This is a genomic window from Acidocella aminolytica 101 = DSM 11237, assembly GCF_900129125.1.
In the GTDB taxonomy this organism is placed as follows: Bacteria; Pseudomonadota; Alphaproteobacteria; order Acetobacterales; family Acetobacteraceae; genus Acidocella; species Acidocella aminolytica.
The window spans coordinates 15,386-29,841 of the sequence record NZ_FQVJ01000009.1 but is presented as its reverse complement, the minus strand read 5'-3'; the positions used below and the strand labels follow the sequence as shown (position 1 = coordinate 29,841).

At 60.8% G+C, this 14,456-nt stretch carries 10 protein-coding genes; 6 read left to right on the top strand and 4 right to left on the bottom strand.

Annotation, left to right across the window (positions count from 1 at the left end; all coding sequences use genetic code 11):
* Positions 1-134 precede the first annotated feature (134 nt).
* Positions 135-1,736, bottom strand: coding sequence for an APC family permease (locus tag BUB54_RS06590; protein ID WP_048879673.1), 1,602 nt, complete (start codon positions 1,734-1,736; stop codon positions 135-137).
* 185 nt (positions 1,737-1,921) lie between these two features.
* On the opposite strand from BUB54_RS06590, the gene mutL reads away from it, so the two are divergent.
* The gene (gene mutL / locus BUB54_RS06585; protein WP_048879674.1) at positions 1,922-3,685 is read left to right on the top strand and encodes a DNA mismatch repair endonuclease MutL; all 1,764 of its coding nucleotides are present in this window, start codon (positions 1,922-1,924) and stop codon (positions 3,683-3,685) included.
* Between the two features lie 48 nt (positions 3,686-3,733).
* Positions 3,734-4,144 (top strand): ketosteroid isomerase-related protein, encoded by a 411-nt coding sequence (locus tag BUB54_RS06580; protein WP_048879675.1) that lies wholly within the window; start codon positions 3,734-3,736, stop codon positions 4,142-4,144.
* Positions 4,145-4,199: 55 nt separating this feature from the next.
* Here the strand turns inward: BUB54_RS06580 and BUB54_RS06575 are convergent, their stop codons facing one another.
* From BUB54_RS06575 to BUB54_RS06565, 3 genes are all read right to left on the bottom strand, one after another.
* On the bottom strand, positions 4,200-5,348 hold the full coding sequence (locus BUB54_RS06575; protein WP_048879676.1) for a porin family protein: 1,149 nt from the start codon (positions 5,346-5,348) through the stop codon (positions 4,200-4,202).
* A gap of 331 nt (positions 5,349-5,679) precedes the next feature.
* Positions 5,680-7,131, bottom strand: a complete 1,452-nt coding sequence (purF, locus tag BUB54_RS06570; protein ID WP_139284819.1) for an amidophosphoribosyltransferase — start codon at positions 7,129-7,131, stop codon at positions 5,680-5,682.
* Between the two features lie 96 nt (positions 7,132-7,227).
* The gene (locus BUB54_RS06565) at positions 7,228-8,463 is read right to left on the bottom strand and encodes an aspartate aminotransferase family protein (protein ID WP_139284818.1); all 1,236 of its coding nucleotides are present in this window, start codon (positions 8,461-8,463) and stop codon (positions 7,228-7,230) included.
* A 259-nt stretch (positions 8,464-8,722) separates the two neighbouring features.
* Between BUB54_RS06565 and lptF the strand changes: the two genes are divergently transcribed.
* From lptF to BUB54_RS06545, 4 genes are read left to right on the top strand one after another with little or no spacing between them, the layout of a single operon-like run.
* Complete coding sequence (lptF, locus tag BUB54_RS06560) at positions 8,723-9,829, top strand: LPS export ABC transporter permease LptF (RefSeq protein ID WP_048879679.1); 1,107 nt, start codon at positions 8,723-8,725, stop codon at positions 9,827-9,829.
* Entirely contained in the window at positions 9,826-10,938 is a 1,113-nt protein-coding gene (gene lptG / locus BUB54_RS06555; RefSeq protein WP_048879680.1) for an LPS export ABC transporter permease LptG, read from the top strand. Before lptF ends, lptG begins: the two co-directional genes overlap by 4 nt.
* Positions 10,931-13,165 (top strand): LPS-assembly protein LptD, encoded by a 2,235-nt coding sequence (locus BUB54_RS06550; protein WP_048879681.1) that lies wholly within the window; start codon positions 10,931-10,933, stop codon positions 13,163-13,165. The genes lptG and BUB54_RS06550 overlap by 8 nt, the downstream gene beginning before the upstream one ends.
* The gene (locus BUB54_RS06545) at positions 13,162-14,454 is read left to right on the top strand and encodes a peptidylprolyl isomerase (protein WP_048879682.1); all 1,293 of its coding nucleotides are present in this window, start codon (positions 13,162-13,164) and stop codon (positions 14,452-14,454) included. Before BUB54_RS06550 ends, BUB54_RS06545 begins: the two co-directional genes overlap by 4 nt.
* Positions 14,455-14,456 lie beyond the last annotated feature (2 nt).

Genomic DNA, 14,456 nt, shown 5'->3' with positions numbered 1-14,456 from the left:
TTTTGGCTTGCCCCACTATTGCAAGGAATATTTTTTTCGTGAAGCACCCGCCCACGAAAAACCCCCTCCCGCCACAGGCGAAAGGGGGTTTTGTAACCGTTAACGCCCGAAGCAGGCGTCAGCGACCCATGAAATTACCGGGTCTTTTCCATGGCAATCATCATCTGCGCGGTGTCCTCCGCTGGCAGGGCCGAGCGCAAGGAGAGCCAGATGATGAAGATGCTCCACAGCCCGACAAGCACAACACCCGGCCAGAACCCAAGCACGCCATAGCCACCGCCAACATCGCCCAGCGCCGAGAGCACCCACATGCCGCCGAACCAGGGCAACAGCCAGCCGATATAATGCCAACCGAATTCAGATGCTGGCTTGTGCAGAACCAGGTGGAAATACCCGGCATACGCCAGGAAGCCGACCAGCAGCAGGATGAACAGGAAGCTGTCCGTCTCAAACCCAGTCCAATAAATGACCCAGTTGCTGCAAATGAAGGCCGCGGGGGCGATGATATTCGCACCCCAGAGCGTGAAGGAGCGCTTCAGGTCCGGCTGGTTGCGGCGCAGCACCATCAGCACAATCGGCCCGAGACCATAGGTCAGCACGGTGATCGAGGTGATATAGCCAACCATGAGCTGCCAAGCCGGGAAGGGCAGCAGAAACACCACCCCCACAACCCACATCACGGCCACGGCGGCCCACGGCACCTGGGCTGAGTTCAACCGCCGCAGCCAGCTTGGCCCGGCATTCGTCTCACCCACCGCGAACAAAATACGCGCGCCGCCGGTCACATAGATCAGCCCGCAGCCGCCTGGGGAAATAAAGGCATCGACATAAAGCAGCGTCGCCATCCAGCCAATGCCGAGCGTGGCCGCCAGGCCGGCGAAGGGACCCGCCGCGCCGGTAAAGTCCAGATGCGACCAGCCTTGTGCCAGATTGCCAGGTTGCAGCGCCATCAGGAACGCAACCTGCAACAAAATATAAATCACCGCCGAGAGCAGCACGGAGCCGATCACCGCCAGCGGAATGTTCCGCCCAGGATTGGCGCTTTCACCGCCCAGATCAATCGCGGCACGGAAACCAAGATAAGAGAACACGATACCCGCCGAAGGCAGCGCCGTGAACACGCCGGAGAGCTGATACCCGGTGGGGTCGGCCTTCCACACACCCCAATGGGTGCTGGCGGCAATCAGCACCACCACGGTCAATACCGGCACCGCGATCTTCCACCAGGTGATCGCATTGTTCACCGCCAGCAATGTCTTCACCGCAAACAGGTTCAGCACCGCCAGCACGCCCAGCAGAAGCGCGCATACAATAAATCCGGTCGCTGTCAGCAGACCGGAACTATGAGGCTGTATGAAATAAGGCAGATAGTTATTGGCGTAAGTGACAATCGCTTCTGCTTCCACCGCGGGCACCGCAACGTAAGAGAGAAACAGCATCCACCCCCAAATGCGGCCCAGCCCCTCGCCATGGCTGGCGTGGCTCATATGCACCAGCGCGCCGCTGCGCGGGAACAAAGCGGCCAACTCCGCGAAGCATAGCGCGATCAGCATGATGATCACCGCGCCGACAACCCAGCTCCAGATACTCAGTGGGCCCGCGATGCGCGATGCATGAAATGCACCGAACAGCCAGCCAGATCCGATCATACTGGTGGTACTGGCGAATAATAATCCGATGATATGCGCGTCGCGCCTCAAGCCGCTGGGTTTGCCTGCCGTCTCTGATACGGACATCAGCCTCTCCTTTTTAATGCAAACAAGAACTGGCTAAATCCCATGCAGAATCCAGGCCAGCACCAGACTTAAAAGCCGTTCTACGCCCGCATTCAGCATTACAGCAAGGCAATTTTACCGGACCATGACAAGAATAGCGCCAAATGCCTCTCGGCGGGACTCGCAGCTGCATGATATGAATTCATATGCCTATTCGCCGTCTTGCTGAAACGACCATCAACCGTATCGCCGCCGGTGAAGTGATCGAGCGCCCCGCCGCCGCGGTGAAGGAGCTGATAGAAAACGCCCTGGATGCCGGCGCCAAACGGGTTGAAGTGATTCTCGCGGGCGGCGGGATCGAGCGGATCGAAATCATTGATGACGGCCACGGCATCCCCGCCGAGGAACTGCCCCTGGCGATCGAACGCCACGCCACCTCCAAACTGCAAGACGAAGCCCTAGTGCAAATCTCCACCCTCGGCTTCCGGGGCGAAGCTTTACCCTCCATCGGGGCCGCCGCCAAGCTCACTCTCATCAGCCGCCCGGCCGGGCAGGACTCCGCCTGGCGGATTGACGTTGCAGGCGGCGCCATTAGCCCCGCACGGCCCGTGCCCGGTACCAAAGGTACCCGCGCCATTGCCGAAGATCTGTTCTACGCCACCCCCGCGCGGCGCAAATTTCTCCGCGCCCCGCGCGCCGAGGCCGAAGCCGCCGAGCGCACGGTCTGGCGCCTCGCTTTGTCCGCCCCGCATGTCGCCTTCCGCCTGGTTTCGGATGAACGCGTGCTGTTCGATCTCCCCGTCCAGGACGACCTCGCCCGCATCGCCGCCTTATTCGGACGTGAGGCCGCCAATGCCATGCTGCCGCTGGAGGCCACGCGCGATGATGTCCGCCTCTCCGGTCTCATCGGTCCCGCCAGCCTCAACCGCGCCACCGCCCGGCTGCAAAGTTTTGTGGTGAATGGCCGCCCGGTACTGGATTCCATGCTGAAACTCTCGCTGCGCCTTGCCTACCGGGACGTGATTCCCACCGGGCGTTTCCCCGTGGCGGCGTTACGGCTGGACCTGCCGGACGAAGCCCTGGATGTGAACGTCCACCCCGCCAAATCCGAACTGCGCTTTGCTGACCAAAACGGCGTGCGCAGTCTGGTCATCGGCGCCATCAACCGGGCGCTGGCGCAGCCAGTCAGCCTCGGCACGGCCCCCACCGCCACACTAAGCCTCGCTTTGCGGCCACCGCCCTCCAGCCCGCGTCACACGCCGCCCCCGCCCCCCAGCCGCATTGCCCGCGGCTTCGCAGAAACCGAACTCGCCCTCGTCACGCCGCCCGCCGCCCGGCCGGTTTTTGAATCCCCCGCTCCCGCGCCAGAACCTGCCACACTGGAGCATCCACTCGGCGCCCCCCTGGCCCAAATTCTGGACACTTATGTGCTCGCTTTGGCCTCAGACGGCGCCCTCGTCATCGTAGATCAGCACGCCGCGCATGAGCGGCTAACCGAGGAACGTTTGCGCGCCCAGTTCACCGAAGGCCGTATTGCCTCCCAGCCCCTATTGGTGCCGGTGGTGGTGGATTTCCCGCCCATGGAAGCCGCCCGCCTACTCGCGGAAACCGAAACCCTCGCCAAGCTCGGCCTGGAGATCGAGGAATTCGGCCCCGGCGCAGTATTGGTCCGCAGCGTGCCCGCCGCGCTGAAAAACCCGAATGCCGCCGGACTCCTGCGCGACCTCGCGGAGGAGTTCGCCGAAACCGGCACGCCTTTGGCTTTAGAAGCCAGGCTTGATTCCGCCTTGGCTCGGCTGGCCTGCCATCATTCCATCCGCGCCGGGCGCCGCCTGCAACGTGAGGAGATCGACGCCCTCCTGCGTGAAATGGAAGCCACGCCACGCGCTGCCACCTGCTCCCACGGGCGTCCCACATTTCTGAAACTCACCCGCACGGACCTCGAAAAACTCTTCGGCCGCCGGGCTTGAGCCGCACCGCCTCCGCCGCCATGCTCCCACGTGGACAAGGAGTGGATAATGCGGAGCGAAACCGAAGCGCTGATCAAAAACTATTACACCGCCTTCAATAACGGCGACTGGGAAGCCATGCTTGCCTTACTGAGCGAGGATATGTGGCATGACATCAACCAGTCCGGCGCGGAAACCGGCAAGGATGCATTCCGTGCCTTCATGGCCGAAATGCACCGCTGCTACCGCGAGCGGCTGGAAAATATTGTGGTCATGTCTGACGAAACAGGAACCCGTGCGGGTTCGGAATATGTGGTGCATGGACAATATCTCACCACCGCCGAGGGCCTGCCCGAAGCGCACGGGCAAAAATACATCCTGCCAGGTGGCGCGTTTTTTGATGTCGCCAACGACAAAATCACCCGCGTCACCAATTATTATAGCCTCCAGGACTGGCTGGATCAGGTTTCCCAGCCCTGAACGCAAAAAGGCCGAAGCATTGCTCCGGCCTTTCCATTTCGGCAAATTGTTTCGATTAGAACAGTAAGCCAGCTTCCAGAGTGCCAACAAACTGAAAGTTGCCATTGCCGCTGTTACCATAACCGCCACCGCTGGTCTTGGTCAGCAGGTAGTTCGCACCAGCGTTCACGCGGGCAAAAACGTCCTTATACTGCCAAGTCGGGGAGACGGCCAAGCCAACGGCCTGATCGTTCGGAGTGACGAACCAAGCATACTGGCTGCCGATGGACTTTTCATACTGCACCCAACCGCCGATGGAGTACGGGGTGTTGGCGAAGCTATAGTCAGCAAACACAGCCGCACCGAAGTTGGAGGTGTACTTGCTGATGTTCGCCTTCGCGTCCGGCTTGGCGTACACATACTGCACTTCCGGCACCAAGTTCAGGTTGCCATGAGTCCAGCTATAGAACGCGCCGAACATCTGGGAGTTGATAAGATTGGTGATGCTTCCAACCTGCGAGCCGTAAGAGGTCACGTTCGGGCCGGTGGTGCGGCCGAGATTGCCACCATAATACACATACAGTGAGTTATTATCGTCGAAGCTGTAATCAACGGAGGCTTGCAGGAAGTTGAACACATTGGTGTCCCAGCCATCGCCGAATTCAACCGTGGCGGTCAGCGGGCCTTGGCTGTAGGTCGCGGACACGCCCTTGGACTGGCTGTTCTCCACATACCAGATATCGGTGACCATCTGGGTGGCATTATTCCAGTCGATGCCGGACTCGTAACCTTCTACGGAGCCGATCATACCGGCGGAGAAGGTCACCGGCGAATCAGTCGGCGCAACGGTGATGTAACCGGCATAAAGCGGGCCGGTCTTGAACTTGCTGATGCTGGTCTGACCCGGGCGGCTGAACAGCGTGCCCACCGGAATCGCTCCACCATTGGAACCAACTTCAATAGTGTACTGCAGAACGCCGGAAGTCTTCTCCAAATTGATCAGCGCGCTGCCAACATTCATGCCGGTATCCGGCTGATGCCCCGCGAGGCCGGAGGTGTAGGAGCCGTAACCGTCCATGCCACCGCTAAGCTCAAGAGTACCAAGTGGGCCGCCATCGATCTTAATCGCGGTCGGGCCGTTCATTGCGTGAGCCGCATTCATAGCCATAAGAGAGGACGCAGCCATAAAGCCCAGTCCCAGAAGTTGCCGACGCATCTTAATCATTATGCCTCCTCAGTGCGCATTTTTCCGCGCGTGATGCCTAAAGCGTAATCCGACAGCGCCACAAGCAACGGAAAATCGCCTGAACATGCGCCATCGACGGTAACCAATTCGCAATCTACATGCCAACCATTCTAGAGCGCCAGTTCAAACAGCACAGCATTTCGCTTTGCGGGGAGCCTGTGGCTGAAATGACACATTTTGGGGCATAGGCGCTTGAGTTTATAGCTTTAATATTTCCGAAGCTTTACTTTTGTGCATTCATATCAATCCCACTGGGCACAAAAAACCCCGCTTTAGGCGGGGTTTTTTCAAAAGCCGTCGGGTCCGGTTTTCAGCTCATTTCAGCCAAAAGGCTGGGCTGTGTATCGCGTGCCTCGTTATTATCGGTCAGCGCAATCGGGTAATCGCCTGTGAAGCAGGCATCGCAGAAAGCAGGGGACAATGCATCGCGCCCTGGCTTGCCCAGCGCCTTATAAAGCCCGTCGATGGTAATGAAAGAAAGGCTGTCTACACCAATCAACTTCGCCATTTCGTCAACGGAGTTGCGGGCCGCCAGCAGTTTGCCGCGCTCCGGCGTATCGATACCGTAGAAGCAGGAATGGGTGGTCGGCGGTCCGGCGATGCGCATATGCACTTCCTTCGCCCCGGCCTGGCGCACCATCTCCACAATTTTCTTACTGGTAGTCCCACGCACAATGGAATCATCTACCAGCACGACACGCTTGCCCTCAATCATGGCACGGTTTGCCGAATGTTTAAGCCGCACGCCAAGATGCCGGATCTGATCGGTCGGCTCGATGAAGGTACGCCCCACATAATGGTTGCGGATGATGCCCAGCTCGAAATTGATGCCAGAGGCTTCCGCGAAACCCATAGCGGCGGGAACGCCGGAATCAGGTACAGGCACCACCACATCTGCCTCGGCGGGCGCTTCCATGGCCAGCTGCGCGCCAATCTTCTTGCGCGCGCTGTAAACGGAGTTGCCTTCCATAAGGGAATCCGGCCGCGCAAAATAAATATATTCAAACACGCAAAAGCGCGGCTTCTGCGGAGTGAAGGGCTTGATGCTCTGCACGCCGCTATCGTCAATCAGCACGATCTCACCCGGCTCAACATCGCGCACAAACTCCGCGCCAACGATATCCAGCCCGCAGCTTTCGGAGGAGAGCACCCAGCCCGCCTTGCCATCCGCGCCGCTCAGCTTGCCCAGCACCAGCGGCCGCACGCCCAGCGGGTCACGCACGCCAATCAAGTGCTCATTGGTCAGCGCGACCAAGGAGTACGCGCCGATCACCTGCTTGATCGCGTCGATCAGCCGATCCACCACATTAGAATAAAGTGAAATCGCGATCAGATGCACGAACACTTCCGAGTCCATAGTGGACTGGAACAAGCACCCCCGGCGGGTGAGTGCCTTGCGCAGCGTATGCGCGTTGGTGAGGTTGCCGTTATGGCCAACCGCAAAACCGCCAAACTCGAATTCCGCGAACAGCGGCTGCACGTTACGCAGCACCGTGTCGCCCGTGGTGGCGTAGCGGTTATGGCCAATGGCCCTCGGACCGGGCAGCCCAGCCATCACCTTGGCATCGCCGTAATTATCGCCCACCAGCCCCAGCCCTTTGTGGGAGTGAAAGCGCACCCCGTCATGGGTAACTATGCCGGTGGCTTCCTGGCCGCGATGTTGAAGCGCATGCAGCCCGAGTGCCGTGATCGCCGCCGCGTCCGCCACGTTCCAAGCGCCGAATACGCCACATTCCTCATGGGGCTTGTCGTCGTCGATCATGCTGGTCCCGCCTTGCTCATTCGCGCCACCAACTAGCGATGTGACAGCCATATGTCGAGGCGCGGCGACGCATAAGAGGACCCACACTCACACAGTTTACCCAACCGAGGCCAAAGCTGCCCCTAAAATCGTCAGAAAAAGCTCGGTCTGGCTGGCTGAAACACAGAGCGGCGGGCTAATCCGCAGAGCTTGGCCCTCTAACCCGGCTAGGCTGGTAAGAACAAAACTCCGGCGCAACGCCACGGCCAAACGCCGCGCCCCTTCAGGGTCCGGGGTCTTTTTGTCCTGATTCAGAACATCAAACCCAAGCACCAGCCCCGCCCCCCTGATGGGGCCCATGCACGCATATTGCCGCGCCAGCGTTTCCAACCCGCGCCGCAGGCTGTCCCCTATACGCACGGCATTGCGCAATAGCCCCTCGGCCTGGATCACATCCAGCATCGCGAGCCCGGCCGCCGCCGCCACCGGGCTGCCGCCCACATGCGCCAGCCCCGGCACGCGTTCCACCGCGCGGGCAAAATGATCTTGGCGCATCACCACGCCGCCCATCGGGTAGGCATTCCCCAATGCCTGCCCCAGCGTCACGATATCCGGCACCACCCCATGCCGGAGAAACGCCCACATCGCCCCGGTGCGGCCCGGCCCGGTCTGGGTTTCATCGGCAATCACCAGCCCGCCACCCCTCCGCACAGCCGTGGCCGCCGCCGCCCACAAACCCGGCGGGTCCACAAAAACACCGTCCGTGGCAAAGGCGCTGTCCAGCACCAGCGCGGCCACGCCCTCACCCACCGCTGCCAGCGCGGTAGCGGCCTCTTCCACCTGGGCCGCGAACCACGCCTCTAATGCCCTCCCGCCCGCCAGGGCCGGGTCAGGAGCCGGAATTGTCCGCACATAAGGCGGCAATTCCTCGCCCATCAACGCCGGAGAGATGTCCACCGCCGCCAACCCGCCATGGCTGGCCCCCCGCGTAACGATAATCCCACGCCGCCCGGTCACGGCCCGAGCTGCCCGCAATGCCAGATCCACGCTCTCCCCTCCCGAGCAGGTCATAATGAACCGCTCCAGCGGCGCCGGAAAATATTTCAGCACCCGGGCCGCATAGCCTTCTTCCAGGCCGGTGAGGCACCGTGCGGCTGTGTTCAGCGTCGCAGCCTGAGCGGCCATGGCGGAGACAATTTCAGGGTGCCCATGCCCCGCCACCGGCGCGCCCGCCGCGAAATCCAGATACCGCCGGCCTTCCGTATCATATAGGTAAACGCCTTCGCCCCGTACCAGCGTCTCCGGCAGATCCTGATACCGCATCGCGGCATGCAGGGCCCTCAAGCTCGACACACGACCTCAAACCACGCCGTAGTTGGCCTGCGCGTCAATGAAACATCCTGTTTTCGCCCTGGGAGGCGTGTGGCTTCCAACAACATGCTCCAAACATCCTCTGAAATACGTTGGAGATACAACATTTTTTCTGTTGGAACTGCAACACATTATTTTGCCTTTTCCACACTGTTTCGTCACGTCATGTTTCATGCAGCCCGCCGCCCTTGCCATACTGGGCTTGCCCCGCCAGAGATGAACCCGGATAACCACCACCGAGATGCCTGCCCTGTTTTCCCTCCACCGCCTAGACCGATATGTATTGGGCCAGCTTGTCCTGGCCCTACTGCTGGTGACCACGGGTCTTGTGGCGCTGATCTGGTTGACCCAGTCGCTGCGCTTCATCCAGATCATCGTCAGCCATGGGCTATCGCCCTTTGTGTTCGTAAAGCTCACGGCGCTGCTGGTGCCCAGCTTTTTGTCCACCATCCTGCCCATCACCTGCTTCATCGTGGTGCTGTTCATTTACGTCCGCCTTTCCGGTGACAGGGAAATGACCATCATGCGCGGACTGGGCCTGTCGGATTCACGGCTCGCCCGCCCGGCGATGATTCTGGCGCTGGCCACCACCATCATTGGCTACGGGCTCAGCCTGAGCGTGGTGCCCTGGACGCTTTCCGTGTTCCGCACCTATCAATATGAGATCCGCAACCAGATCGCCGCGTTTCTGCTGGAGCCGGGCGTCTTTACCCCAGTTTCCAACAATATCATGGTCTATGTGCAGTCCCGCACCGCCAATGGCGGGCTCAAGGGCATCATCATCGAGGATAACCGCAACCCCAGCGCACCGGCCACTATTCTAGCCCGCACAGGGGAGCTGATCAGTTCCGGCACCGGCCCCGTGGTGGTCCTGCAAGACGGCTCGCGCGAGCAGATCGACCCCAAAACCGGGCAGCTCGACATGCTGACCTTCAAACGCAACACCCTATCTCTGGCCAAGGCCGCGCAGGCAGGCAACCCAGTTAGTGACGACGCGGCCGAAAAACCCTTGTCCCAGCTGTTCCGGCCCCCCGCCAATCTACCCAAGGATGACCGCGACAAATGGAAGGTGGAAGCCCAACGCCGCCTGTCCGCGCCGCTTTCCACCCTTGGCTATACGCTGGTGGCGCTGGTGGCCGCATTGGGCGGCGGGTTCCGGCGCCATGGCGGGCTGGCACGAGTGGTCGGCGCAGTGGCCATTGTCACCGGACTGGTGGCGCTGGGGCTTGGGGTCAGCAACCTCGCCGCGCGCAACACGGCCTTGCTGCCATTAATGTGGATCTGGGTACTGGTGCCGCCCATCACCGGGCTGTTCCTGCTGCTGCGCCAAGGCGCCCCGCGCGCATGAAACTGCCGGTTACCATCTCGCTCTATTTCGGGCGGCATTTCATCACGGCGGTGCTCGCTATGGCGGCCGGGCTGGCCGGGCTTGTCGCCTTATTCGACTTTCTGGAGCTACTGCGCGAATCCGCCACGGCGCCGCGCGCCACGTTCGGCATCCTGCTGGAGATCGAGGCGTTGCGCCTACCCTGGAGCTTCATGCAGATCATCCCCTTCGCGGTGCTGCTGGGGGGCATCTATGCTTTCTGGCGGCTAGCCCGCTCGTCCGAACTAGTGGTGGCACGCGCCGCAGGCATCTCCGCCTGGCAGTTCCTGGCTACGCCGGTATTTGTCGCCTGGCTACTGGGGGGGCTTTGCACCACCGCGCTCAGCCCGGTTTCCGCGGTGATGTATGGCCGCGCCGAACAACTCGACAACAGCTACCTCAAGCCCTCCGGCGGGCCACTCTCGCTCAATGGCGGCTCGCTCTGGGTCCGCCAAGCTGATAAGGGCCTTACCCCCTCCGGCGTGGCGGTGCTGCACGCCAGCAATGTCTGGCTGCATAACCGCTCCTTGCAGGCCAATCACGTCAGCATCCTGCGGCTCAGCTCCGATACCAGCCTGCTGCAACGGCTAGAGGCCCAACACGCCACACTCTCACCCGGCAGCTGGGACCTGCAGGATGTCGCGGTGCTGCAGCCGGACGCCCCACCTAAGCATGTGCAGGACATGACCTTCCCGACGGACCTCACTGTCAACCGTGTGCAAGAGAGCTTCGCCTCCCCCAACGCACTGTCCTTCTGGGCGCTGCCTGGCTTCATTCACCTACTCAAACGCTCCGGCTTCTCGGCTACGCAGCATGAGTTGGTGTTCCAGACCCTGCTGGCGCTACCACTGCTCTGCGCCACCATGGCGCTGGTGGCGGCGGGGTTTTCCATGCGTCCGTCGCGGCGCGGCAGCGCGGGCGCTATGTTGATCTCCGGCGTGGGATTCGGCTTCGCGCTGTTCATGGTCTCCGAGGTCGCCAACCAGTTCGGTACCTCCGGCGCCATCCCCGTGGTGCTGGCCGCCTGGGCACCGGCGCTCTCCGGTTTGTTTTTGGCGCTTGCCTTGTTGCTGCATCTGGAAGATGGCTGATCGCATGACACGTACGGGCCGAATCCTGCTGCTTCTCGCCTCCACCTGCCTGGGCGCCCCCGCCCTGGCGCAATCCGTGGGGGCCCTGGTCTCCGGCCCGGCGCCGTCGGGCAACAAAAACGCGCCGGTCAGCTTCACCGCGGATAGCCTGACTTACGACAAAACCGGAAATCTCATCATTGCCTCCGGCCATGTGACTGCCCTCCAAAACGGCCAGACCCTGCATGCGGACAAGATAACCATCAACCGCAAGACCAATGTGGTCACCGCCTCCGGCCATGTGGCGCTGGTGCAGCCAGGCGGCGAAACAGTTTATGCAGACCATGTCGTGCTCTCCGACAACATGAAGAACGCGGTGATGAAATTCGTCGCCGCGCGGCTGGCGGAGAATGCCCGCATCATCGCCAATGGCGCGCGCCGCTATAACGGAAAGATCGACGAGCTGTCCAAGCCCGTCTATTCTGCCTGCAATCTGTGCAAAAGTGATCCTCGCTCGCCCCCCACCTGGGCCATCCGCGCCACCAGCGCCACGCGCGACCTCGAACATAAAATGATCGAGTTCCGCAACGCGACCCTGCTTTTAAAGGGCGTGCCGGTCTTCTGGCTTCCTTACATGACGGAACCCGACCCATCGGTGAAACGCCAGACAGGGCTGCTCATCCCCTCCGCAGGCGCCACCTCGCAGCTCGGCGCGTTCGCGATCATTCCTTATTACATCACGCTCGGCAAATCTGCGGACCTCACGCTGGCCCCGGTTCTAGCCACCAAGCAGGGCCCTGCGCTGAAGGCAGACTACCGCGAATCCTTCAATCACGGCTATCTGGACGTAAAGCTCTCCGGTGGACGGGACCGAGGGCATTTCGGCAACTCGATTTTCGCCAACGGCACGTTCGACATCAATAATAACTGGCGCACCGGCTTCTCCTTCAACCGTGCCTCCAACCCGCAATATCTGGACGACTTCAGTATCCTGCCGAATGCGTCCTATCTGGAGAGCAATATCTATGTGGAAGGCTTCGGCGCCGGGTCCTATGCGCGGCTCGACGCACAGACCTATCAGGGCCTCGTCGCCTCGGTAAACCAGAGCGAGTTGCCCATCGTCGCACCTTATGGGCAATATCATTTCGTCTCTCAGCCCGACCGCTTGCTCGGCGGCACCTTCCGGCTGAATATGAACGTCTTTAACGTAATGAGGAATGTAGGCACCAACACTAGGCGGCTGGCCTTCATCCCGTCTTACAGCGTGCCCTTCATGCTGCCGGAGGGCATTACCGGCACCGCGCGCCTGCAGCTTGATGCCGCCTATTACAATGCCGACAAGCTTAACCAGCAGCCCAATTACAGCACTATCCAGCAAAGCAGCATCGGCCGGGCGCAGCCCTACGGCGCAGTGATGCTGCGTTGGCCCTTTATTCGCTCAACCGCGCATTGGGGCAGCCAGCTGATCGAGCCGATCGTGCAGTTCGTTGCCTCTCCCGTCACCGGCATTTCGGAGAATTATAAAATCCCGAACGAGGACAGCCTTGATCTCGAATTCTCCACCGCAAATCTCTTTGCCCTCAACCGCTACCCGGGCATCGACCGGCTAGAAGGCGGCGCTCGGGTGGATTACGCCCTGCACGCCGCCTGGTATCTGCCGCGCGGCATGACTGTGGACGGGTTAATCGGCCAGTCTTACCGCTTCCATAAAGATTACGTGTACCTGCCGGCCTCAGGGCTTCAGGATAATGTCTCGGACATCGTCGCTGGGCTGGAGGTCGCTCCAACCCCCTGGTTCAATCTCGCTTATCATGGCCGCCTCTCACATAAGAGCTTCGGCAACCGAATGACCGATCTGGCCGCCAATTTCTCCACCGGACCACTGAATTTCTCCACCGGCTATCTCTACACCAGCACCAACCCCTACGCGCTGTACGACAATACCGTACAAGGGCAAGTCATCAATCTCGACCCGCCCGCCGCCTATTTCACATCCCGCAAGGAAATCACGGCCAGCGTTTCCACCCATTTCGGCCCGTGGAGTCTTTCCGGCGGCATGCAGCGCAACCTCGAAACCAGCCAGTTTGACGAGATCAACGCCGCCGCGGGCTGGCAGAATGACTGCTTCGGGGTCAATTTGATCTTCTATAAGCGCTATACCTCCTTCAATCTGGACAATGGCAGCACGCTGGTACTGCTGCAGTTCAATTTCAAAACTCTTGGAACCGTCGGATTCAACGCCCTATGAAATTTCTGCTCCGCGCTGCCCTACTTGCCACGGTCTGTGCAGGCCCCGCCTTTGCGCAAAGCCTTCACAGTCCTACGTCCCTGCCAGCACCGGATTCCGCCAGTATGGCAGCGGTGGTCAACGGCCAGATCATCACCACGCAGGATGTCACGGCGCGAGCCCGGCTACTGGCCTTATCTATGGGCATGCAGCCCAACGCGCAGATTATCCAGCGGCTGATGCCGCAGGTCAGCAAACAGCTAATCGACCAGACCCTGCAACAACAGGAAATCAACAAGCTCGGGATCACCGTCTCCAACCAGGAGGTTGCGGACGCGATCTCCCATATCGAGCAAAGCAACAACATCCCGGCGGGCGGGCTGCAAACCCGGCTTGAGGCTGCGGGCGTGCCTTATTCCACCCTGCTTAGCCAAATCCGCACAGGCATTGGCTGGCAGAAGGTGCTGCACAAGGTGCTGGGCCCAGGGCTGGAACCAACCCCGGGCGATATCGCGGCCCAAAAAACCGCCCTCAAGGCCAATCTCGGCGCAACGCGCTATCATCTGGCCGAAATCTTCATCCCCGTCACCGACCCCAGCGACGAGACCACGGCGCAGAATTTTGCCAATACGGTCATTGCCCAGCTTCGCCAGGGGGCGCCCTTCCCCATCGTCGCGGCGCAGTTCTCTCAATCCCAAACCGCGCTGTCCGGCGGCGATCTCGGCTATGTGCGGCTCAGCCAGTTGGACGCCTCGGTTGCGGCCACGGTGAAACAGATGCCAATAGGTGCCATCTCCAACCCCATCCGCGTGCCCGGAGGCTATGAGATCGTTCAGCTTGAGGACAAGCACGATATCGGCAACCAAGTGCAGACCATCTTGGATATCCGCCAGGCTTATGGCCAATATCCGCAGCCGGTGTCGGACGGACAACTCGGCCAGGCGCAGATCAACTTCATCAATCAATTCATGACCAAGGCCCAGAACGCCAAGAGCTGTTCAGCGGTCGAGTCCCTGAACGCCGCCTATGGGAATGTCCACCCCTCCAATCCGGGGCCGGTCAATCTCGCCACGGTCACCCCGCCCGCCTTCCAAAAAATTCTCGCTAGCCTGCCGCTCAATACGTTGAGCCGCCCGCTGGTGGAAGCCGCTGGCGTGTCCGTGGTGATGGTCTGCAACCGCGCCCAGGAAAAAGCCCAGCTTCCCTCTGACAAGGATATCAGCAACATGATCGTGGAGCGCCGGGTTGAACTCGCTTCGGAGCAGATGATGGACCAACTCCGTCACCGCTCCGTGATCCTGCAAGACTAACT